Raw genomic sequence first — 22482 nt, 5'->3', positions numbered from 1 at the left:
CCTCGTGCGACGGGAGGGGTCAAGCTGCGGCGGGCGCCGCATCGGCGGGGATGGTGGCGAGTTCGTGGGCGAGTTCTTCCTGGCCGGTGGTTCGTCGTTCGCGGGCGAGGGTGGCGGCGGTGTTGGCGAGGAGGGCGTCTCCGGTGGTGTGCCAGCCGACGCCGGCGAAGGTGAGGGTGCCGACGATGAGCGTGGTGTCGTCGAGGTGGTCGACGGCCAGGACCTCACCGGTGTGCTCGTCGACCTGGTCCTCGTGGCGGCGGAAGCTCACGCGGGTGTCCCGCAGGAGTTGGAACGTCACTGAGTAGCGGCGGGCTTTGGTGAGGAAGTGGCCGCCGAAGCCGAGCATGTGCGCCCACCGGCGCAGCCGGGCGTAAGGGTTGGTCGTCGCCGGTTTCCTCGGTTCGGCGTCAAGGCCGGCTTGACGTTGGGCGATGCAGACGGGGCAGGCGGCGTAGCGGGTGTGGGTGCCGCAGTCGGGGCACTGCCAGCGTTCGACGAAGCCGGGCCGGGGTCGGTGATCGCGGGGTCGGTCGAGCAGGGGCCGGGATGTGTGGGTGGGTCGGCCGATGCGCCAGCAGGCGTCGATGAGGCGGGCGGTGTGGTCGCCGTCGGGGTCGGCGTAGTCGCCGATGGTGTCGGCGTCGAGCCTGACGGAGCGGTGCCCGGTTACCTCGGTGCTTTTGGTGGCGTACTTGGCAAGGTATCCGGCGACCATGCTGTCGGTGACCTCTCCGCGACCGGTTAGCGAGATGGGGCGGATGTCGAGCTGCTCTCCCCAGGCGATGGGCCAGCCCTCGGGCCGGTCGGGGTGGGACGGGGTGGTGAAGGCGACCTGCTCGGCGGCGGCCCGGAGGGCGTCTTCCAGGTCAGCGACGGTGAACCCGGCCGGTGGCGGGACGACAGCAGCCGAGTCGTCGGGGTCGACGCCGTCGAGGCGCACCAGGGCGTGGAAGTGGACCGCGCCGCGTGCTTGGAACTCGGCCGCTTTGCCGTGAGAGAGCCGGACGGGTGGAACTTTGCGGGTGATGCCGGAGGCGGTGACGACCTCGACGCGGGGGATGCCTCGCCGGCGAGCGAGTTTGGCCAGGTGGCGTTCCGCGGCTTGCTTCGTCCGGTGCCACAACTCGCCGGAGAACAGGTTCCAGACGACCTGGTGATCGTGGTCGTAGCAGTCCAGGCACAACGGCTGACCGAGGACAGCATCGCTGGGGTCGTGGCGGGCCCAGCAGACGGCGGGTTGGCCGTGGGCGCAGAGGCCGGTGTCGCGGCGGGCGTGGCAGGGCTCGGGCCGGCAGTCGCAGCGCTTCCGGTTGGCGCAGGTGTGTCGCTTGACGACCCGGACGTGGACCGGCCCGAAGGAGGGTGCGGTGAAGGTGGGGAACACGGCCGGGTGCTGCGCGACGGTCGCGGGGACGCCTTTGCCGCCGATGAGGCCGGCGCGCAGGAGTTGGTAGGCGTCGCGTTGGTAGGTGCGGGCGCAGGACGGGCAGACGGTGGCCCGGCGGTTGCCGCAGGCGGTGTAGATCGCGGCGTCGGGCATGGCGTCGGTGTTTCGCTGATCCAGCACCCGGCCGGTCGAGGGGTCGACGGTGAGGAGCTGGCCGGCGAGGCGGATTGGGCGGGTGCAGCCGGCGGCGGCGCGGATGTGTTCCAGCCAGCCGAAGTAGTCGGGTTGGGTGGCGCGTTCGAAGGCGGAGCCGGCGGCGGTGTAGGTGATGACAGGCGGGATGGTGTCGGCGTTCGAGCCCACACCCCGGGCCGTGGTGGCTCGGGGTGTGAGGTCCAGCGTCGAGGCCATCAGCCGGCGACCTCGGTGAGGTGGCGGGTGGTGATGGTGCGTTCGGTGACGATGACCCGGCAGGCGGCGCACTGGCGCTTGGCCGGCTCGTGCCGGTGGCAGGGGATCTGGACGGTCTGTCCGCCGCAGCGGACGGTGACCGGTGCCCGGCAGGGACCGCCGGGGATGACGTGAACGAGGGTCCGGCGGATGTCGAACGGGTGGCCCTCAGGATGGTTGGGGCAGGTGTGGGTGACCTGCTCGATGTCGACGAGGTAGATGGTCACCGGGCACCACCGATGGTGGTGAGGAGCTGCCTGGCGACGGCCGGGGCGATGCTCAGCCGGTTGGAGAGCTCATCAGCGGTGATGGGTTGGCCGGTGGCTTGTTCGTGCTGCACGGCCGCGAAGCGGGCGGTGGGCAGCAGGTGGGTAGGGACGTCGACCGGCTCAGGGGCTGGCGTGGTGACAGGGTCCGGCTCGACGGCCGGGGTCGGCTCGCGTGCCGGGGTGATGGCAGCCGGCGGCTCGGTGGTGACCTGCTCGGCCACCTGGACGCGGATGGGCTCGACCTGCTCGGCGGTGGGCCCGGGGTCCTCCGGCGTGGGTGCCGGGGCGAGGACGAGCTTGACCAGGGCCATGAACGCCAGCGCGGGGACGGCGGACAGGAGCCAGCCGGACGGGCCGGGTTTGGCGACGGCGAGTTGCGCGGCCAGGGACAGGCCGGCGGCGGCGATGAGCAGGAACAGCGGGTAGCCGATCGGAGCGCCGGCTCGGCGGCGTCGGCGGATGGTCAGCAGCGCGGCGATGGGGACGAGTTCGGAGATGACGGCGTTGGCCCAGCCGAACCACTCCCCGGTCCCTTGCGGGGAGTTGGCGAGGGTCCAGTCCTTGACGTGAGTGAAGGAAGCAGCGCCGGCGAAGCCGGCGACGGTGAGCAGGATGAGGACCAGGACGACGCCCTCGATGCGGGGGCCGGTGGTCCGGTCAGTGCTGGTCATGGCCGCTCACCTCCGCAGCGGTGACGGTGTGTTGTTCGGCGAGCAGGCCGACGAGGCCGACCCGGATGGCGTCGCAGGTGGCGCAGTGCTCGCCGTCGGCGGCGGTGCAATCGGTCAGGTGGGCTTCCTGGATGAGGCGGATCGATTCGGCGTAGTAGCCGGACAGGAACCGCTCGAAGGACAAGGGGCCGCGGGCGGCGAAGTAGCCGGCGAGGGCGGTGACGGCGTAGTCATCCGCGGTCATCCGCTCCTGAGCGGCGAGGTTCGTGATGGCTGTGGTCATCAGGCACCTCCGGGGATGCAGTCGAGACAGGCACCGGTACGGCGCGGGATGTAGTAGGGCTGGACGAGGCCGCAGGAACGGCAGGTGCGGCGAGCGCGAAGCGCCTTGGCGAGGGCTTCCAGCTGAGCCGGGGTGGCGATCCGTTTGGGTGCGGCGAGGTCGAGGCGGTAGAGGTAGGCCACACGCTTGCCACGCCGCCAGAGAATCTGGGCGACTGGGTCGTGCCCTCCGGGACGCAGGCCAGCGGCGCGCAGTTGCCGGCGGGTGGCCAGCCCGGTTGGGGCGTCGAGGTAGGGGAAGGTGGGGAACCCGTAGCGGGTGCCGCCCGGGTCGTAGAACTCGACGGCCAGGCCGGTGGTCGGCTGAGTAGCGGTGGTGGTCATGGCTGGCCTCCCCAGCGCTGCTGGGCGGCCTGGCGGGTGATGCCGAGACGGGAGCCGATCTCAGCCCAGGAGTAGCCAAACGCGCGGAGCCCGATCACGGCTTCGGTGATGGCGTGGTCGATGACCGAGGACAGGGCGATGAGGTCGCGGAGGGCTTCGACATCGCCGGCGGCGACGCGGCGGCCGTGGGCGCGGATGATGCGGCGGGCGAAGGCGGCGAACTCGTCGTTCTCCACGACGGTCCGGTGCTTGAGCTGTTGCCCGAACGGCGTCAAGGACTTCTTGACGGTGCTCATCAGTTCTCGACCTCCTCGGTGTGGAGGCGGTCCCACTCGTCGGCGGCGGCTTCCAGAGCCGCTACGACCTGCTCGGCGGTGCGGGCCGGGTCGTCGTTCCACGAGTAGGGGGAGGTGTGTTCGTCGAGGAGGTAGCCGTCTTCGTCGATGAAGAAGACCGGCGCGTGCGCGTCGAGGTGGTCGACGAACACGGCGAGCGCAGTGAGGTAGTCGGCGAGGGTGTCGCCGTCAAGGTGGGAGAAGTGCTCCACCTTGTGGCCGGCGCAGGCGATCCCGATGGCCCCGGCGGCGCAGGCCGGCGGGGTGGGGTTGTCGGTGGTGGGGGCGTAGTAGGTGCCCTGGTGCCAGCCGTGCCGGCGCAGGTAGAGGGCAGCCATCCGCAGCAGGTCAGCGGGTGTGACCGGTGCTGCGGTGGTTGGGTTTTGGGTAGCCTTCATGGCAGCCACGTCCTTTCGGTAGGGCTGTTGGTTGAGGTCGGCGGAACCGGATCGGCTTTTGCAGGGCGTGAGCCGGTTCCGTCGACTGCTATCGGTTGCGGAGCCGGAGGTAGCGGCGGTGGCGGGTGTCGTCGCCGCCCATGGGGGTTGGCGCGGAGGCGAAGACGAGTCGGCCGCTGGCCGAGGCGATGTGCAGCAGCGCGGCGATGTCCTGCGGACTGCCGACGATCCACAGTTCGGTGTAGTGGGCGGCCCGCTGGTTGTTCGCGCGGGCGGAGGCGCGTTCGCGGGTGCTCATGCCGCAACTCCCAGCTCGACAGGGGCGCTGTCGGGGGTGGTGAGTGCGCCGGGGCGGCGGATCCAGGCGGCGTAGTCGGCGATGCCGGCGATCTGCGTGTCGGAGAGGTAGGCGACTTTGATGCGGCGGGGGACGCCGCCTTCGGCGATGAGGTAGGCCGCGCCCTGGTTGGTGGGTTGGATGTCGGTGGCGGAGTAGCCCTGCTCCGCCCACCCATGCCCGAGCACGATGTTCGACGAGTTGGGGGTGGTGCAGCGGAACGCGGCGCGGTAGCCGAACAGGTCCCGCAGGCTGGTGGGGATGATGTCGAACGACGGCCGCTGCGTGGCGGCGACCACGGGGATGCCGGCGGCCCGGCCACGGGCGACCAGGTCGCGCAGGAGAGCGACGAACTCTTCCTGCTCCTGCTTGCTGCCGACCGTCGCGGAGTAGAAGGCGATCTCGTCGACCAGGACGGTGATGACCGACAGGCCGTCGAGGGCGGTGAGTTTGCGGCGCCCGTGCGCGCGCAGCCAGGCGTAGCGGTTGTTCATCACGACCTGGAGCCGTCGCAGGACGGTCAGGGCTTCGGTGATGTCGGGGCCGATGAACGCATCGGCGCAGTCCTCCCACTGCCCCAGCTCGACGAGCTTGCCGTCCAACAGCACCAGGCGGGAGTCGACGCTGAGGGCGGCGTGGGCGGCGATGCAGTTGAGCAGACCGGATTTGCCGCCGCCCGGTTCGCCGCCGGCGAGGAGGTTGCGGTAGGCGAGGGTGATGTAGACGGGCTGACCGAACTCGTCGATGCCGACGAAGATGGGGTCGAACATCGACAGGCCAGGCCCCACCGGAACCGCAGACGTTGAGGCGGTTGCCGTGGTGGTCATGGGTGCCCTCCTTGGACGTGGTGGGCGCGGAGAGCCACACGAACGAGCCGCAATGGCTCCCCGCGTCCGGTTGGGTTGGTGGTCAGATCCAGTCGGAGACGTCGTCGGCGTCGGTCGACGAGGAAGCCGCCGCGGGCTTGGTGCCGTTGGCGGTGGTGGCGGGCTTCTTCTGCACCGGCAGGGTGATGACGGGTGCGTCGACGTCAGGCAGGTCCAGAGCGGTCGGGATGACCGGTGCGGGCCGGTCGACGCTCGGGGTGTCGGGGTTGATGACGTCGACGAGGGGAGAGCTGACGTTGGCGGTCAGCACCTCGCGGCGCTTGATGTCGAACCGCAGGTAGGCGGCGTTGCCGTCGGAGGCCCGCTCGACCAGAGCGGTGGCGGCGTGGCAGGCGACTGCGATGCGGTCGAGACGGCCTTCCAGATCGGCCATCGAGAGGCCGGGACGCAGGTAGACCCAGACCCGCTCACCGACCGGAGTCGGACGGGCCCACAGGATCAGCGGCAGCGAGCCGGACTGGTTGGCGATGATGAACTGCGCGAAACACACGCGCAGCCGGTGCCGCACCACCAAGCACCAGGTCCAGGCGATTACGGCGCGGCGGCAGGCCGGCAGGGCAACCGGGACGCCGACGACCAGGGCAACCACGACGAGCGTGACGGGCGTGGAGGTGTGGTTGGCCAGCTGCACCCAGAAGGTGATGACAGCGATGGTGAGCACGATCTCGATGGACCACCACCACAGCAGCCGCAGCACCGGCCAGACCCGGACGAGGACCCAGGCGAGCCCGCCCAGCGGGACACCGATGGCCGCGCCTAGGAACAGGGCCAGGATCGGGTGAATGGAGGAAGCGGCCACCACGGCTGAGAGCAGGCCGACGATGACCGCCGTGAGGATGAACGCCAACCGGGCGTTGCGGGCCGAGGAACGGTGGACCTTGGCCTCGATGACCGTCACCGTTCCGCTGTTCCGCCCGAGGGGGCGACGAGGGCTAGACTTGGACACGACGAGTCCTCCCTTGTGAGGGTGGATGAGTTGGAGGGCACGGGGTCGGCAGATGTAGGAGTCGGACCGACCCCGCGCCAGCTCTTGCGGGGATGCCACCACCACTGGTGGTGACGGGCCGGGAATGTAGGAGTCGGAACCACTCCCGGACCTTGGATCTCAGATCAGCGGACCATCAGGCCGCATCAGGTCAGACACCAGAGGCTCACACAGCGCGGTGAGCGAGGGACCTACTTCGCCGCCGAGTTACCAGCCTTCGGCTTCAGCGAGATCGCACGGAACGCGACGCCGTTGCGCCCGTTGGTCGCCCACGGAATGGCCTCCAACTGCTCGACAGCGACGAGCTGTCCCACCGTCACGCCCGGCTTCTCACCCGCCGTGGTGATGGTGATGATCTCGCCGCCAGTCTCGTCGAGCACGAAGACCTGGGTCGACCACATGAGCCGGCCAGTGTTCTTCTCCGACCGCTGGTTGCCGTTCTGGTCGTTCTTCGGCTCCGGGTCCTTCGTCACCTGAACCTGCTTGCTCTGGGTGTCCACGTACAGCTTCACGAAGGTCTCCTTCGTTCAGGGATCCTGCGGATCCTTCTTTGTCTGGACCGATCGGCCCGTGACTCAAGGAAACGGCGAGAAGGTGCCGCGCGGCAGATGAGACGGGTTAACAGATTCCGCTGGGTTGCCTGTTAACCGTCTTCAATCTGTCGTATTGACACGCCATACTGGTCATTGGGCTTGTTAACCGAGACTGAGGAGAGTCATGACGGGGAGCAGCGTGAGCGAGGCCGCCACCCTCTTGCAGCGCGCCCGCCTGGATCTCGGCTGGAAGCAGTCACGGGTGATCGCAGCACTCATAGCGGAGGCAAGCAAGCAAGGAGTTAGGCTCGCAGGCCAAGCGAGCCTGAAGACCATGCTGTCCCGATGGGAGAACGGCGGCGGGCAGCCTGACGGGGTCTACCAGCAACTCTTCTGCGCCATCTACGGGCTTGACCATGAAGACCTCGGGTTCGACGAACCCGAACGGCGAGCCGGACGAGTTGCGCCAGGAGTTGCGCCCGCGGTAGACCAGGACACCGCCGACTACTTCCGCAGGGTTCTTGAACAACACATCCGGGCGGACAATTTGATGGGACCGCATCATCTGGTTGACGTCGTACGGGCGCAGGCGACTCTCCTTGACGGGATCATTCCTGACGCCAAGGACGACATCCGGGACAGTCTGTTGGTGCTGGCATGTCGCTACAACGAGTTCGCCGGTTGGCTCTACCAGGATGCTGGAGATCCGCAAAGCGCGATGCACTATTCGGATCGCGCAATGGATTACGCCCTGGCAATCGGCGACCCGACCGAGACCGCCTACCTGCTGATGCGAAAGTCGAACATTGCCAGCGACCTTGGCGGTTCTGACCGGGCGATCGGACTGAGTACGGCGGCGCTTCGGGATGCAACGCGTGTGTCTCCGCGCGTGCGAGCCCTAGTCCTGGGCCAGCAAGCGCGGGCGTATTCGCTCCGGGGGAAGGCCGACGAGACTGCACGGGCACTTGAAGCGGCCATGACTGAGGCAACTCGGCCCGGAGCCGCTGACGCGGACGAGGTCGCGTCGTACTGCACACCCGCCTACCTCGACATGCAGGCGGCAACCTGTTGGACGGAACTCGACTCGCCGGAGAAAGCAGTCCCCGTGTTTCAGGAGGCGCTAGCGAACATGCCGGGCGTCATGCGACGTGACTTGGGCATCTGCCAGGCGCGACTCGCCAACGCCCATGCCGCCCTCGGCGACAGGGCGAACGCCTGTGGAGTGGGACACCGAGCGGTGAAGACAGTCGAGGCGGCAACCTCGGCGCTAGCCCTAGGAGAGCTGCGGCAGCTACGTCAGCGGCTGGCGCCATGGCGTCGGGATGCGGAAGTATTCGAGCTGAGTCGCGCTATCAAGCGACTGACGACCGCCTGAGGGGGACGCATCGCTGATGATCGACCTGGTGACGGCAGCTACCGCAGCGGAAGAGAAGGAGCGGAACGCCTCAGTAGCCCTCCTACCCATCGGCAGCTTCGAACAGCACGGGGACTTCCTGCCGTTCATCACCGATACCGTCGTTGCCTCGGCGATCGCTCGTGACATCTCCCGCGCGTACCCGACCCTGCTGCTGCCGCCCGTCACCATCTCCTGCTCCCACGAGCACGCCAGCTGGCGCGGCACGGTCAGCATCAGCTCCCGCACGCTCTACCAGATCGTCGCGGACATAGCCGAGTCCTTGACCCGTTCCGGCGTCGGGCACCTGGTCCTCATCAACGGCCATGGCGGCAACTACGTCCTCTCAAACGTGGTGCAGGAGCACACGGCGGCCAACGGACCCACGATGAGCCTGTACCCGCAGTCTCACGACTGGACCAAGGCCCGTCAGGACTCAGGCATGGAAACCAGCAACCATGAGGACATGCACGCCGGCGAGATGGAAACGTCGCTGCTGCTTCACGTCGCTCCGCACCTCGTACGCGACGGCAACGAGACCGCAGACTGGCTCGCCGACGATCGGCCGCACCTACTGACGCTAGGCATGACCGCATACACCACCAGCGGAGTCATCGGACGTCCATCGCTTGGCACCCGTGAGAAGGGCAAGGCGGCGTTGGAGAGCTTCACTCAGTCTTTCGCCGAACACCTGCGAGTCCACGGGTTCTAAAAAGGACAATTAATACACAGGCACGCCTAAGGGACGTCTCGTAACTGGGTGAAGGCGTTGCCCGGGGCCAGACCGGCGGTCAGCCAGCGAGGATGATGTTGTGGAGGTTGGCGATGCCGGAAGCGGCGTCGGCCAATGTGTGGGCGGCGCGGCGGTAGTCGCGCAGGATCTTGAAGCACTTCATCCTGGCCAGGGCGTGTTCGACCCCTGCTCGAACGGTTCGGTGGTGGACGTTGAGGGCTTCCTTCCAGTCCGGAAGGTCGCTGCCGTCGGTGGGCTTGCGGTACGGCATGATCACCTCGGGGTTGCCGCGGTAGCCGCCGTCGGCCATCACCGGCCGCCCGTCCAGCTTCTCCTCGATGCCGCTGGTGCGGTAGATGATCGTGTCGTTGCGGTTGCCGGGTTGCGGGTCACCGACGGCGATGACCAGGCGGGTGCTGGCGTCGATGGCGACCTGCAGGTTCGTCGAGTACCGGTAGTTCTTGCTCCGGGCGGCCAGGCGGTGATCGCGGGTGGGGACCAGGGTGCCGTCGACGATGGCGATCTGGTCGACCGGCCGCCGGCGCACCGGCGCCAGGGCCAGCAGCGGTCCGAGGGTGTCGATGACCCGGTGCGCCGCGGAGTGCGACACCCCGAACAGCGGGCCGATCTGGCGCATGGTCAGGTTGGTGCGCCAATAGGTGGCCACCAGCAGCACCCGATCGGCAAGGCCCAGGGCCCACTGCCGGCCCGGCCGGCCATCGGCGATGGCGTCACCGCCACGCTCGGCGACCAGGCGGACCAGCCTGCGGAACTGGGCGGGCTGCAGCCCTGTGAACGGAAAGATCCACCCAGGGTGCGCTGCGGTGATCACCTGCACCCAGGCATCCTGACCGATCGTCCTCAGCAGACAGACACCGGGGTTACGAGACATCCCTTAGTGTCTCCTGCCCAAGCGCCCCTAGGTCACTGGCCCGGAGATCCGGAGCGCCGATACTCCAGCCAACGAGAGCCGAGTTCATCCCAGATTCCTTGGTATTGGTCGAACATCGCCCGAATCTTGGCCGCTTCAAGTTCTTCCGGCTTATTCGAGGCGATGTAATAGGTAACTTCGTCTCGAAGCCGATAGAACTTGTACTGACACTCCTCCATCAGCACCCACCGGGAACGCCAGGCGAAAAAGGGTTCAACTGTGTTCACGACCGTCGCTACAGCTACCAGCGCGAAGGCAAGGCCCGTCCAGAATTCGAGATTCTGCAGGCCGAGGATGATAGTTGAAGCGACGGACAACGTCAGCGAGGCAAGGCGCACAAGGGACGCTCGACGTATGAAATTCCGCTTCCGACTTCTGGCATACTGATTTCCACGCTCAATCCGATGTACCAGGTCAAGGGCAAGCTCAAGGGGTTCAAGGGCGGGGCGTGGAACCTCCGACTGTATGGGCTCCTGCGGCTTCTTCATCACGCTCGAGGATTGTAGTACCCGCCATCAATGCGCCGCCCCTGCCCGATCTTGCGCATGCCCGTGCAGCCGACTGCCGTTGAGCAGCTGTCGTCGCGCGTAAGCCGACCCTCGGTGTACAGCTAGTCAGTGCGCTGGCGGTTGGACTCCTGCCGGACCGCCTCCGTGAGATCACGCCAGGTGCCGGCCGAGGCCTCCATCATCCGGTCGACCATCGTTCGGGCGGATCCCTCGTTGGTGAAGTCGTGGGAGACCTCCCGCCCTCCGTCACCTCCAAGGCGGCCACGCACCCGCCAGAGCCGACCGTCGGAGAGCAGCCAGATGTCTCGCCTGGCGATGCGGCCCCATGCCCCGTTCCAGTAGCGACCACGTACCTCCACCCGCTGCAGCCTAGTCGAACACCCGTTCGATTCGGTCGGCTGCCGGCTGGTTGTTCAAAGTTTCTGTACGTCTTCAAGGCGGCCCTGAACGGGCCGCACGCGCCGCCGCCAGGGCGCGCGGCTGGCTCGCTCGCTTGGGGCTCGCGGCCAGCCCCGCCGAACGCCCGGCGGCTGGCGCGGACAGCGGGAAGCCCGGAGGGCCGCCGCAGGGGAGTTCCTCGGGTCGGAGTTGGTAGGCCGGCAGCCGGCCGGGGCGCGGCGGCCGTTGCACCGCCGCGCCGTAGCGCGAGTCGCCGCCGGCCGTGGTGGGGATGCGGCGCGGAGTGTGCGGGGCCGCCCCTCCAGGGTCAAGGGCGCTTCGCGTCGCTGCGCGACGGCCCTGCGGGCCGCCCTTGACCCTGGAGCCTCTGCGACCCCTCGGGCCGGCGTTGCCGGCAGGCCAGTGGCCTGCCCGGGGTACACGCGCCGCATCCCCACCACGACCTCCTCGGGCGGGTGGGTGTCTCGCGCAGTTAGTTCTAACGTGAGGTGAAGATGGCCCGCATCTTCGGTGCTACGAACATGCGGCCGTAGCCTCGTCCCGTTACTTCTTTAAGAATCCCCATGTCGACAAGTTTCGCAATGGCGCTATTGGCTGGAGGATAGGTGACGTTATGCAGCGAAGCCGCTTGCGTGACGGTAATATACGGATACCCGATGAGTGAATCGGCAATATCCAGCGCGACACCTCTCACCCTCTGCTGTCGCAGCATGACCATCATCTCTTGACGAACCGCGAGCAGGTCTTCAATTTTCTTGACCGCATTGTTCGCTTGAGCCAATATGCCCTCACAGAAAAACGAAACCCAAGAGTCGAAGTTGCCCGTGATGCTTACCTGAAGCATCTCGTCTTTGTATTGGCGCTCACGCTCTTTGAGCCACGGGGAGAGGTTGAGTACTGGGTAGCTAAGAGCCTTCGCGTCTACGAGTTGAAGGGTGACTACCAAGCGCCCCATCCGGCCGTTGCCATCGCTGAAGGGGTGTAGTGTCTCGAACTGGTAGTGGCCGACGGCGGCCTTGACCAGTATGGATACGTTGTCTTCGGCGTTGATCCACTTCTCCCAAGCACTGAAGCCATCCACCAAGTCGTTGCCGTGCGGAGGTGGAACGAAGCGGGACTGTTCGATCCCGAGATGGCGCTCGCCGATGTAAACTTGCCTCGCTCGCAGCTTGCCTGCGTCGTATCCGTCACCCCGGGTGCCACGGACCAGGATCTTTTGCAGCTCGGCAATCAGTGTTAGGCAGATCGGTTTCTTTTCGATCAGCCGTAATCCCCGCTCGGCCGCGCGGACATAATTCATCACCTCGCGCAGCTCGGCGCTCTGATGTGCTTCATCAAGGTAATCGGCCTCAAGGACCTCGTCGAGCGGCGCGTAGGTTCCTTCCAGCTCCGACGTGCTTTGCGCCTCGCGCCGCAGGGCTGGCCTGGCAAGCAGAGAAGGGTTCGGAAGGCGCTGCACAGCGAAGTCCAAGCGCCCAACCGCCATGCTTGCCTCGACTACCCGGCGGTAGGTCCTCTCACTGAGGGGGATGCTAGGTGGCAGGGGGTGGGGTACGAACGCGTAGTGTTGGTAGTCCTGCCCAAGGTAGGCGTCGTGTCCGGAGATGGGCCGAAGATCACCCATGGGGGAGTTCTTGAAGGCGTCGACGTCCACGATGTCCTCCCAGGTCGCTGGAGGCGTCTGCAGCGCCTCGGCGAACCCTTCAATCGCCCGGCCAGATTTAAAGCATCTGGCTTAATCCTATAAATTACACCGCTACAACTATAGGTTCTCTAGTTGACCGGCGTAAGCCCCCCCGCTACCAACAGTAACGATCGCTCCAGTAGTACCGCCTGTACCACTGGCAACAGGCGACAGGGCGGTCTACGTGTAGGTAGGTAGCGCAGAGTCGTCGCAGACGTGGGGTGGGAGGCGGGCAGTGCAGCGCTGGCGACGAGTAGCGGCAAACCTGCCTGGGCCACGGCTAGTCAGCTCGGTTCGCGTCCTCTAGTGCGGCAGCCGCTGCTCGAACTCCGCCAACGCCCGCAGTCAAGTCCTCGATGCTCCAGCGCGAGCCGGCCACCCTGACGAGGGTGTGCAGGGACACCGGGCGGAGTGACCAGCGCAGGTAGAAGGCCAGTTCACCTGTGCTGCGGTTGCAGCGGGTGAGCAGCCACCGATACTCAGTTCGCGGTTTGCAGTACCAGCCGTACCTGCCTCTGCACTCGAGCGTGCACGTCGGCATCTTTCGTGCTTGTCGGCGACCGCCACAGGTTGCCGAGACTCCGTGCATTCGTCAGTCAACGAGGTAGTGGGCTTCGATGTAGGCGACGGTGGAGTCATACGGCTCCCCCACCGGTTTCAACATGTACCGGCGGAAGACCGCGGCGGTGGCGCGGCGGACGCCTCGGTTGCGAGCGTCTGCGTTGTCCCATGACCGGGCGAGGGTCCGGGTGACCACCTGGTCGATCTCCTCGGCCAGGTTCCTCTCCGTGACAGTGAGGCCGGACGGTGCGTGGTCGTGGATGATCCTTGACAGGACGCCCACGTGGTCGTCGTCCAGCACGACGACGGCTTCGTCGGGGTGCTTCTCGGCGTTCACGATGGCGCGAGCGACCCGGAGTGCTTCGGACAGGAACTCCAGGGCGTCCTGGGCGTTCTGGATGATCCGGTCCCGCAGCAGCCTGATCCGCTCCGCGAGGGCGGTGTACTTCGCGGACCCCGGTTCGACACCCCTTTCGAGGGCGGCCTTGATGTGGTCCAGGATCTCCGCCGCCGACGGCGGCGTCTTGTCCTCGCCGTCGTCCTTGTCGGGCTTGGGTCGGACGAGGGCCATTAGCTCCTTGAGAACGGCGATGCCCTGGGCGTCCAGGACGAGGGCTTCCTCCTGGGAGGCGACCACGGAGAAGGAGTGGACGTGGGCGTTGATGATCTCCAGGACCATTGGCCCCAGCTCGCCCAGCCGTTCCTTCCTCTCCTCGTCGGAGGACTTCTTGAACAGGGTCGTGTACACGGACCCGAACAGCCCGAAGCCGTCCCGGTACTTGGCGACCCGCTTGTCGGTGTTGATGAGCGGATACAGGCGGGCCAGGAGCCGGTAGTCCTTGGAGAACACCTCGACGGCGCCGGGGTTGGCGTCCAGGAACACGTTGATGGCCCGCACGGACTCGTATCCGTGGACCGTGAGGTCCAGGCCGTCCACGTCCGCGAGGAGGTCTTCGATGCGGGCGAAGGTGGTGCGGAACTCGGCGACCAGCTCGGAAACATCGGTGACGAACCCGCCGCCCTCGCCTGCCCGTCCCGAGGTGGGGTCGACGACAGCCCGCTGAACCTCTTCGGCCAGGCCGATGTAGTCCACGACCACGCCGGAGGTCTTCACGAACCCGGTCGGGGACACCCAGGTGCGATTCGGGCGGGTGATCGCCTGGAACAAGGTGTGGGCCTTCAGCGGCTTGTCCAGGTAGAGGACGCCCTCATTGGGCGCGTCGAATCCAGTCATCAGCTTCGCGGTCACCACCAGTAAGCACAGCGGGTCGTCCGGGGTGAGGAACCGCCGTTTCTGCTCCTCCTCCTCAGCTTCAGAGAGGCGGAACGGCCGCATGGCGGGGTCTTCGTCCTTTGAGTCCGAAACGGAGATGTTCACCTCGGCGGTGATCCGGCCGTGCCTCCCGACCTCGGCGAGCACCTGCGACGCCTCGAAGCCGGCCAGCAGCTCGTTGATCTTGTCCGTGTACGCCACCGCGAGCTCACGGTTGTAGGCGACGACCTGGGCCTTGAGTCCGTTGCGGTAGGCACCGGCTAGGTAGTGGTCCACGATGTCCTGGCAGACCGCGTGGATACGGTCTGGGTTGGCGAACACCGAGGTGAGGCGCCCAAACTTGCGGGACAGGGCCTCACGGTCCGGGTCGTCGAGGTCGAAGTCGTCGGCGAACTGGTCGAACTCAGCCTGCAATTCCTGGTCGTTCATCTCGAAGGAGACCGGGTGCGGGTCCAGCATGACCGGGACGGTCGCCTCGTCCCGCAAAGACCGGGACACCGAGTACCGGTGCAGCACCCTGCCCGGGTCGGTCTCCTGGCCGAAGAGGGCGAAGGTGTCGGTGGCGAGGTTTCTGACGGGAGTGCCGGTCATGCCGAAGAACTTCGCGTGCGGCAACGCTGCACGCATCTGCCCGGCCAGGGACTTCGACCTGACGAACAGTCTCCCCTCGTCACGGCTGACGGTCTGAGTGCGATGAGCCTCGTCGACCAGCACGATGATGTTGCCCCGGGTCGACAGATTCTTGCCTGCGTCGGCGAACTTGTGGACGGTCGTGGAGATGACGCCGCGCACCTCGTCGGCCAGCAGGGATCGCAACTCCTGGCTGGTGGCGGGCTGGTGGAAGTAGGCGTCCCCCATCGCGGAGGTGAACACCCCGGAGGTCTGCCGGACGAGCTGGGTGCGATCCGAGAGCAGGATGATTGTGGGCGACTCGGTGCGGGTGTCGGCCAGCAGGAGCGAGGCGGCGAACACCATCAGCAGCGTCTTCCCAGACCCCTGGTGGTGCCAGATCAGGCCCTTCGACCCGCCCTCCAGCACCCGCTTGTGGATCAGGTGCGCGGCCTCGATCTGCGGGTAGCGGGGCAGGTACTTCTTGTCCACCCCACCCCCGGAGGTGTCGAACAGGGCGAAGTTGGCAAGCATGTCCAGGATCGTGGCCGGGTTCATCAGCAGCTCGACGGAGCGCTGCACGTCAGCCTGCCCGGACAGGTTCTCGTCGTCGGCGGTGGACCGAAACGGCTGCCACAGGTTCAGGGGTGCGCCAACGGCACCGAATCGCAGCTTTAGCCCGTCGGAGGCGACAGCGAAAACGTTGGGGGTACAAAACCACGGGTACTCGGTGGCGTACACGTCGTTGATCTCGCGGGCGGCGTCGGCCCACCCGGACTTCGCGGTCGGAGACTTCACCTCGACCACGACCAGTGGCAGCCCGTTGACCCAGTAGACGAGGTCAAACCGGCGGGAGGTCTTGCCGGGGACGGTGATGGTCACCTCGTCCGAAACGACCAGCGTGTTGGCGGTCGGGTCCTTGAAGTCGATGACCTTCAGGGCGTGCCAAACGCCGTCGGCGTCCCGGAACTCCTTGTGCCCGCGCAGCAGGTGCAGCACCTGCTCGTTGGCCCGCACCAGCCCGCCCTCGACGGCGTTGACCGCAGCGACGATCTCCTCGACCACCGCGTCCACGTCGAACCCGTCGATCACCCCAGCATTGAGCCGAACGATGCCGTCCCTCAGCTGGCCGACGATGACCGTCTGTGTCGTCTCACGCGGCAGCGACCTGCCCGCTGTGTAGCCCCAGCCCATCGGGAGAGACCACTGGATCAACAGGTTCTGGAACTCACGCTCCCGAATGCCCTTCGCCATGACTCAGACCCCCAGATCGGCGGACTCGAGGTCGATGGTGCCGTCCAGAAGCCCCGACAGCAGAGCGGCACGGACCTGGCGGAGCCTATCGGCCTCTGCGCGACACGTACCTCCGAGTGCACGCATCGAAAGAACCGTCGAAGCGACCTTGCGCTGTTCAGTCAGTTCGGGCATAGGCACCTCGAGCCCAGCGATCTTCGACTGACTGATGTTTTTCATGGAAGCCGAGCCAGAAGCGGCCATAGTGATCTGCCTCCGCGCTGCCGAAAGCGCCATAGCGACAACCAGGAAGTCCGGGTCAAGGCCGTCGGCAGGAACCATGCGAAGCGTCTTGTCGCTCAGGTATAGACCGCCTCTAACGTCAGAGGGGACACGGCAGACCGCTCCGACGCGGTGGATGGCACCACTCGCCCGTGTGACCAGTACGTCTCCTGCTTGCACCCCGGCCGAATCTGGCATCTCCGTCCCTGGGGCGAGTGTCTTGGACTCGTCCGCGATGAAGTGGAAGGCTGCGACCGCACTGACTTTTAGGACGCCTTCCTCATCTTCTGTGGGCGGTTTATCGATTGCCCGTGGACTACGGCCGCCCTCGATGCGATGGAGGTGGTTCCCGACCCGAACGTAAGCGTGATTGGCCAGCATTGACTCGGCGATCGCGCCGGCGGCCACCTCGGCAGCCTTTGCTTCACCATCGAGTGCCGTGATCTGGTCGTCGACCGCGCCGATCACCTCGACGATCCGCTCCTGTGTCGGCAGCGGAGGCAAAGCGAACGGGATGGCACGGAACGAATCATCGGAGATGGTCTTGCGGCGCAAGACCGTTCCCGAGGCACGGTTCCGCATCTCGTCCCAGAACGCTGGTGTCTGGAAGGTCAGCCCCAGGAAGTCCGGAAGAACTCTCTGGTCCACCTCGTAGGTAATGAACACACCAGAGACGTGGGTGCCGTCATGCTCCGCCCGCGCGACGCCTGCAGGGGCCTCGAACGCCGTGATCGTGCGGAGCACGACGTCGTTCTCTCGCACTGTGTTCAACGTCGTGTATTTCGAGGCGCCGCCGACGAACGGCTCCTTCCCCCCAAGGCCGCGCCCGTACATCTGGACACTGACTGCGGGGTAGGTGACGCCATCCTCCACGACCACCTTGCGGCGCACGCGGGTCAGCAGGTCATCGAGGGTGATCTGCTGCCAGTCACTCATCGAATCCCTCAATCCCTGCGGCGGAGAGGAGAGCGAGCATGCACTGCTCGGCCTTCTGGCGCTCGGCTCGGGCGATGTTGTAGGCGTCGATGAGCGTGCCGAGGTCTTCCTGCTCGGCGGCGGCCTGCTTGATGTAGCGGCCGATGTTGAGGTCGTACCCATTCGCCACGATCTCCATGGTGGGGACGAACCGCACCGAGAGGCCACCCTCTTCGTCGGGGTCCACCGGGTTGCCGTCGACGTCGAAGCTCGAGTGGTAGGCGGCCACGACGTCGGCGATGTCGGCGTCGGTGAGGATGTTGCGGTTCTTGGCCTTGGTGAACCGCTTGGAGGCGTCGATAAACAGCACCCCGTCCCGGCGCTCCTCGGCCTTGGTGCCGGGGGCACGGAACACGAGGATGCAGGTCGGGATGGAAGTCGAATAGAAGAGGTTCGCTGACAGGCCGATCACGGATTCGAGGAGGTCGTCGTCCAGGACGCGCTGGCGGATAGCAGCCTCCTGGCCACCGCGGAAGAGGACGCCGTGAGGCAGGACAACGCCGGCTCGGCCCTTCTTCGGGTCCATACTGGCGATCATGTGCTGCACGAACGCCCAGTCCGCCGACGACTGCGGGGCGACACCGCCGATGGCGCGCGGATCCTTGGTCCAGGGCTTCCACTTCAGGCTGTAGGGCGGGTTGGCGACGATCACATCAAACTGTGCGATGGACCCGTCCGGCTTCTTGAAGCGCGGGTCCTTCAGGGTGTCGCCGACCTCGACCTGGAACTGGGTGAGGTTGTGCATAAAGAGGTTCATGCGTGCCACACCCGCGGTGTCCGGTACGGCCTCCTGCCCGTATAGACGGAGCGTGTAGCCACGCCCGCCACGGGCCTTTAGGAGGTTCGCGGAGGCGATGAGCATGCCGCCCGACCCGCAGGTCGGGTCGTACACCGACTCGAAGCCCTTGGGGGCCAGGACCTCGACGATCAGCTCGACGACCTCGCGCGGGGTGAAGAACTGGCCGGCGCGGGTGCCAGACCCGTCAGAGAACCGCTTCAGCAGGTACTCGTACGCCCCACCGAGCACGTCGTGGGACATGTTGCCCTCGTGCATCTTCGGGGTGCGGTCCATCGCCTGCATGACCGCCGCCAACACCTCCCCCGACAGCACCTCTTCAGAGGTCCAAGTCATGGATCCGAACAGGCGGGAAAACTTGTCAGGGTTGGCCGTCTCGATGGCCTGCAGGGAGGCGCGGACTCGCTTGCCGAGGCCGGGCTGGGTAATGGTGGCGAGGATGGACGACCAAGAGGCGCGTCGCTGCTGGACGGTGCCGGGGTGGATGAACGGGATCTCGAACGACTGGTAGTCGCGGTACTCAATCTCGTGGGCTTCCTCGGCGGAGAGGCCGTCCAGGCCCTCATTGTCGGCCAGGAACTCCTGGTGGTGGTGCTCCCAGGTGTCCGACAGGTACTTCCAGAACATCAGCGGGAAGACGACCGAGGAGTATTGCGCTTCGGGCATCGCCACGCGCAGCTCGTCGGCGGCGTCCCACAACCGGTTCTCGATCTCCTGCTGGGTCACTGCCATCAGTCGGGGTGTCCTTGCTCGTCAAAGGGTGGCGGCCCGAAGGCCGCAGTGTTCCTGCTGGTAACCCTATTTAGGCCTGCCCCGCATGTACACGCCGGGCGCGTCCCTGCCGGGTGAACACACGCGGCGCATTCTATTCCCGTGCGGACGACCTTCGCGTACCGAGCGGATCTTGGCATCGGCGAGCCGACGGGCGGCCCCAAGCGCTACCCCATTGAGCCTCGGCCGTGGCCCGTCAGACCTACCGGAGCGAGTGTGCGTTCACACATCGCCAACCATGCGAGCGGTCAGCCCAGCGGTACAGCAACGAAGTGCAGCAACCGATCGAGCCGCAAGAGCTGCCAGGCGGCGACCAGGAGCTATCCGACGTCGGGGGCGGCCGTTGGAGATCGCCGCGTACTGGGCCTGCAGGTCGTTGATGCCGTGCACGGTGCCGTTCCGCCCGGAGCTGCGGATCAAGAGGTGGCTGTGGGCCGTGGCGTGGACGCAGCGAGGAAGCAGCGAGATGGTCGGTAGAAGCTGACGCAGCCCGTGGTCCGTTGGCGCGGTCACCGCGATCAACGACACTCCCCGGCAGTGGATGACACCAGCAGGTGCCCCACACCCGCGTTCGGGACGAAGGGGCCAAGCTCAGCCAGGAGACTGCGGAGGAGGTTGACGTCCATAGGCGCACCGGGAGGGGCAGCACTGTCTCTCACCGCGTGCGACTACGAGGACGCACGTTGGCGACTAGGGGCTGTCCTTCCTCTTTGAATATTCCTTCGCATCAGACTTCTGCCCAGGCTTACGCCGCCTAGTCGATACGGCGAACAAGCTGGTTGCCAAGCCGGCTAGAGCGACTGCCGTTGTGCCAGCCCGTAGCACAAGATCCGCTGAAAGGGACCCAGCCGTTGCGGCTGCATAGATCAGACTGCCCGCGAGTGCCGTTAGAAGAGCGAAACCCAATGCACTAAGTTGGACCGGTACGCCGCGAAGCCGCTCTTGTTCTCGCTGCCTCTCCCTGTCAACGGCCGCGCTGTCGCGGGACGTCAGCGACCGCCGTATGAATGGGATCGCAAGGGCAATCCTGGTGGCGTAGGCGAGTTTTCCTATGCCGGTCCTGACATTGCGAATCTCCGCAGTCAGTTCGTCGGCATACCTCTCGGCGTAGGGATCTGGTAGCGCCCTGGCTGCTTGCCTAACAATAAATACCGAAGCGCGGCTCACCCACTGCCCAAGTTCGACCGCAAAGAGGCCGGAGATCAGTCCAGCTGCAAGGCTCAGGAGTAGTTCAAGGTCCACCGTGCACTCCCCTCATGCCTTTGCGCCAAGTGCGAGCAGCAGCGAAAGCTCGAGGGCGCCGATCGCAGACAAATGCGGCACCCCGTAAGTCCATACTACCCTCCGCCAGGGAGCGGTTCGCGGTATTGCGGCCATGAATGACACAATCCAAAGTGCCAGGAGAAGCACAAGCCCGGCCGACATGATGGCTAAAAAACTGTCGCCAGCCTCCTCTGCGGAGAGTTTCCTATTCGCAAGGTCGGAGGCTGCCGTCAAGAGGTTGAAGACCGCCGCCAAGAGCAACTCAGGCCAAAATACGAATACTTCCGGCCCAATCGTGACACTACGAATCTTGGCTGTAAAGTATCGAATAAAGCAACCGAGCGCGGCCGTAGCGACGGGAATGGCGACCATTCTAAATAGCTCACTCGCCAAGAAATCCGTCAAGTAAACCACCCGGTCTTATGAGGCTCGATCCTGGATGCATTATTCGCCGGTCTGTATCTGCCTGTCAACGGAGGCCACAGAACCGGAGAAGCGTCAGGCGGCAGCGCAAGCAGCGTGAGACTCGGGGCGGGGTCTGGTAAGAGCGTCAAGCGACGAAGGGCGCACCTGCTCACGGACGTCGGGCGCTACCGGCCCGCAGCAGCCAAGTCCGCATCCTCGCAGCCGGGGATCGCTCGCGGCCCGGTCGAGTTGCCCTGGATGGCGAACCGGCCCGATCAATCGCGCACAGCGTCGAGCAGACTTGGAAAGCGTGTGGGTGGGAGCCCTGGCCGAAGGCGTGCTGGGCGCTAGCCGGCGACCGTGATCTCGGTCCGCCATCAGTGGGAACTATTCAGGCCCTCCTGACCAGAACGACCGGATTCGGGCACGCGTGGAAGCTGGTGCTGTCGAGCGGGTAAAGATGTCGCCGCCTTCCCAGTACAGGCAGTCAATGCCGTAGGTGTGAAGGAGCCGGATGTCCGCGGGCACCGGTGCGGCGGGGAAGAGAGCGGTTAGGCGGTTGACCGGTTGAGCGGTGTGCGCGGCGTAATCCAGTAGCTGCCCGAGAGCGTCACGGACGTAGGCGTGAGCGGCAGAACGCTTTGCCTCAATGAGGTCGCCGTCCTCGATGCAGTAGAGGTCGGTCCATCCGACCGCGAGTCGCAGGCGCATCAGCTCGGGCAGCGTCGCACGGTACTTGGCGACCAGGCGAGCTTCGGCCCGTTGAACGGTCACTGTGCCAGCGCTGCGCTCGTACGTCGTGACGTCGGTGTGGTTCTCCTCCGCGCTGAACAGCTCCTGGTCGCTGCCGAGAGCCTTGATGAGGCGATCGCCCGCATCCTCGTGGTTCTCCTCAACGGCCACGGTGACAGACAGCCCGAGGCCAGCGATGAGTGCTGCAGCCTGTTCTGGGCGGGGTACGCGTGTCTCTTGAAAGACGTCGCGAGGGCTGTACCCCGCTAGGACGTGGAGGACGCTGTAGGGCAGGTCGTGGACGCGGCGGAAGTCGACCAAGGTGTAGACGTTGCTCCAGCTTCCCGTTTCTGGGTCCGGTTGCCAGAGTGCATCAGCGAGGGCTGTGTTGCGCAACTTGCAACCAAGGTAGGCGATGGCCTGAACGCGGTTCTGCCCGGTGAACAGAACCGGATCACCTGGCGCGAGGCGGTCCATCTTGCTGTCATGGCGTGAGAGGGCACCCCAGAACCGAGCACGTCCGGCGGGGTGGGTCGCGAGTAGCAGCTCGGCCTCGTTCCTACTCAACGCCCCGGCTACCGGCCGCTCGGTGAAGGTGAACTCCTGCTCCAGCGTGTCCTGAAATCGGGCCCGCGACGCGGGGTTGCCGTAACAAGGCGCGATCAATACCAGCGGGTGCCTGGCGGTCGTGGTGACACCGCCTTGGCCGGCCGGCGTGGTCTGGCCGGGCATGCGAGGCGACGGGATGGTCACTGCTCCTGACGGGCTTGCCAACTCTCGCTCCAGTGCCGCAGCATCCACCGCATCATGGCCCGGTACCGCCACGCGCAGTCGCAGCCGCTTGCTGTTGTTGCCGGCTTTTGTCACCTCGGGGCCTTGGCCAATCCTGCCCTGACCGCTGGTGAGCCGTAGACGGAGGCGGTCAAGGTCCGGCTGCTCCACGAGGACTACTGGACCCTCCAGCACTGTCCGGTCCGTCTCCGGCAGGCTTGTCAGCTTCTTTGAGTCGACG

Annotated in this window: 22 protein-coding genes and 2 pseudogenes; 2 read left to right on the top strand and 22 right to left on the bottom strand. The window is 66.1% G+C overall.

Translation table 11 applies throughout. The features are described from left to right. Positions 1-19: 19 nt before the first annotated feature. From NCC78_RS08290 to NCC78_RS08240, 11 genes are all read right to left on the bottom strand, one after another. The gene (locus NCC78_RS08290; RefSeq protein ID WP_250793039.1) at positions 20-1801 is read right to left on the bottom strand and encodes a replication initiator; all 1782 of its coding nucleotides are present in this window, start codon (positions 1799-1801) and stop codon (positions 20-22) included. After that, positions 1801-2067: a hypothetical protein gene (locus NCC78_RS08285; RefSeq protein WP_250793038.1), complete on the bottom strand. Its 267-nt coding sequence runs from the start codon at positions 2065-2067 to the stop codon at positions 1801-1803. Before NCC78_RS08285 ends, NCC78_RS08290 begins: the two co-directional genes overlap by 1 nt. Continuing rightward, the gene (locus tag NCC78_RS08280; RefSeq protein WP_250793037.1) at positions 2064-2780 is read right to left on the bottom strand and encodes a hypothetical protein; all 717 of its coding nucleotides are present in this window, start codon (positions 2778-2780) and stop codon (positions 2064-2066) included. Before NCC78_RS08280 ends, NCC78_RS08285 begins: the two co-directional genes overlap by 4 nt. After that, entirely contained in the window at positions 2767-3063 is a 297-nt protein-coding gene (locus tag NCC78_RS08275; protein WP_250793036.1) for a hypothetical protein, read from the bottom strand. Before NCC78_RS08275 ends, NCC78_RS08280 begins: the two co-directional genes overlap by 14 nt. After that, complete coding sequence (locus NCC78_RS08270; RefSeq protein WP_250793035.1) at positions 3063-3446, bottom strand: RRQRL motif-containing zinc-binding protein; 384 nt, start codon at positions 3444-3446, stop codon at positions 3063-3065. Before NCC78_RS08270 ends, NCC78_RS08275 begins: the two co-directional genes overlap by 1 nt. Continuing rightward, the gene (locus NCC78_RS08265) at positions 3443-3742 is read right to left on the bottom strand and encodes a hypothetical protein (RefSeq protein ID WP_250793034.1); all 300 of its coding nucleotides are present in this window, start codon (positions 3740-3742) and stop codon (positions 3443-3445) included. The genes NCC78_RS08270 and NCC78_RS08265 overlap by 4 nt, the downstream gene beginning before the upstream one ends. Then, entirely contained in the window at positions 3742-4179 is a 438-nt protein-coding gene (locus NCC78_RS08260; protein ID WP_250793032.1) for a DUF6197 family protein, read from the bottom strand. The genes NCC78_RS08265 and NCC78_RS08260 overlap by 1 nt, the downstream gene beginning before the upstream one ends. An 88-nt stretch (positions 4180-4267) precedes the next feature. Then, positions 4268-4477 (bottom strand): hypothetical protein, encoded by a 210-nt coding sequence (locus NCC78_RS08255; RefSeq protein ID WP_250793030.1) that lies wholly within the window; start codon positions 4475-4477, stop codon positions 4268-4270. Further along, the gene (locus tag NCC78_RS08250) at positions 4474-5343 is read right to left on the bottom strand and encodes an FtsK/SpoIIIE domain-containing protein (RefSeq protein ID WP_250793028.1); all 870 of its coding nucleotides are present in this window, start codon (positions 5341-5343) and stop codon (positions 4474-4476) included. Before NCC78_RS08250 ends, NCC78_RS08255 begins: the two co-directional genes overlap by 4 nt. An 82-nt stretch (positions 5344-5425) precedes the next feature. Then, on the bottom strand, positions 5426-6301 hold the full coding sequence (locus NCC78_RS08245) for a hypothetical protein (RefSeq protein ID WP_250793026.1): 876 nt from the start codon (positions 6299-6301) through the stop codon (positions 5426-5428). 278 nt (positions 6302-6579) lie between these two features. After that, positions 6580-6900 (bottom strand): hypothetical protein, encoded by a 321-nt coding sequence (locus tag NCC78_RS08240; RefSeq protein WP_089021118.1) that lies wholly within the window; start codon positions 6898-6900, stop codon positions 6580-6582. 220 nt (positions 6901-7120) lie between these two features. Between NCC78_RS08240 and NCC78_RS08235 the strand changes: the two genes are divergently transcribed. Further along, complete coding sequence (locus NCC78_RS08235; RefSeq protein ID WP_250793024.1) at positions 7121-8296, top strand: NsdA family TPR-like regulatory protein; 1176 nt, start codon at positions 7121-7123, stop codon at positions 8294-8296. 19 nt (positions 8297-8315) lie between these two features. After that, positions 8316-9026 (top strand): creatininase family protein, encoded by a 711-nt coding sequence (locus NCC78_RS08230; protein WP_308220875.1) that lies wholly within the window; start codon positions 8316-8318, stop codon positions 9024-9026. A gap of 79 nt (positions 9027-9105) precedes the next feature. On the opposite strand, the gene NCC78_RS08225 is transcribed toward NCC78_RS08230, so the two are convergent. The 11 genes and pseudogenes from NCC78_RS08225 to NCC78_RS08180 form a co-directional block, all read right to left on the bottom strand. Further along, positions 9106-9885: a transposase family protein gene (locus NCC78_RS08225; RefSeq protein ID WP_250793020.1), complete on the bottom strand. Its 780-nt coding sequence runs from the start codon at positions 9883-9885 to the stop codon at positions 9106-9108. 86 nt (positions 9886-9971) lie between these two features. Continuing rightward, positions 9972-10466, bottom strand: coding sequence for a DUF4231 domain-containing protein (locus NCC78_RS08220; protein ID WP_250793050.1), 495 nt, complete (start codon positions 10464-10466; stop codon positions 9972-9974). Between the two features lie 122 nt (positions 10467-10588). Continuing rightward, positions 10589-10846 (bottom strand): hypothetical protein, encoded by a 258-nt coding sequence (locus tag NCC78_RS08215; RefSeq protein WP_250793019.1) that lies wholly within the window; start codon positions 10844-10846, stop codon positions 10589-10591. A 518-nt stretch (positions 10847-11364) separates the two neighbouring features. Continuing rightward, the gene (locus NCC78_RS08210; protein ID WP_284706268.1) at positions 11365-12510 is read right to left on the bottom strand and encodes a Fic family protein; all 1146 of its coding nucleotides are present in this window, start codon (positions 12508-12510) and stop codon (positions 11365-11367) included. Between the two features lie 409 nt (positions 12511-12919). After that, a pseudogene (locus tag NCC78_RS32690) lies at positions 12920-13048 on the bottom strand (IS701 family transposase); the annotation flags it as partial. Positions 13049-13162: 114 nt separating this feature from the next. Continuing rightward, positions 13163-16267 carry a type I restriction endonuclease subunit R gene (locus NCC78_RS08205; protein WP_250793015.1) on the bottom strand — a complete coding sequence of 1035 codons (3105 nt, stop codon included), beginning with the start codon at positions 16265-16267 and terminating at the stop codon, positions 13163-13165. A 3-nt stretch (positions 16268-16270) separates the two neighbouring features. Then, positions 16271-17464, bottom strand: coding sequence for a restriction endonuclease subunit S (locus NCC78_RS08200; RefSeq protein ID WP_250793013.1), 1194 nt, complete (start codon positions 17462-17464; stop codon positions 16271-16273). After that, entirely contained in the window at positions 17457-19031 is a 1575-nt protein-coding gene (locus NCC78_RS08195; protein ID WP_250793011.1) for a type I restriction-modification system subunit M, read from the bottom strand. The genes NCC78_RS08200 and NCC78_RS08195 overlap by 8 nt, the downstream gene beginning before the upstream one ends. 729 nt (positions 19032-19760) lie before the next feature. Beyond that, positions 19761-20312 (bottom strand): hypothetical protein, encoded by a 552-nt coding sequence (locus NCC78_RS08190; protein ID WP_250793009.1) that lies wholly within the window; start codon positions 20310-20312, stop codon positions 19761-19763. Positions 20313-20324: 12 nt separating this feature from the next. After that, complete coding sequence (locus tag NCC78_RS08185; RefSeq protein WP_250793007.1) at positions 20325-20705, bottom strand: hypothetical protein; 381 nt, start codon at positions 20703-20705, stop codon at positions 20325-20327. A gap of 420 nt (positions 20706-21125) precedes the next feature. Then, positions 21126-22482, bottom strand: a pseudogene (locus NCC78_RS08180) (hypothetical protein); the annotation flags it as partial.

Origin of the sequence: Micromonospora phytophila (assembly GCF_023656545.1) — a bacterium.
GTDB classification, from domain to species: Bacteria; Actinomycetota; Actinomycetes; order Mycobacteriales; family Micromonosporaceae; genus Micromonospora; species Micromonospora phytophila.
The sequence above is the reverse complement of the archived record's forward strand: the minus strand, read 5'-3'. Positions and strand labels throughout refer to the sequence as shown.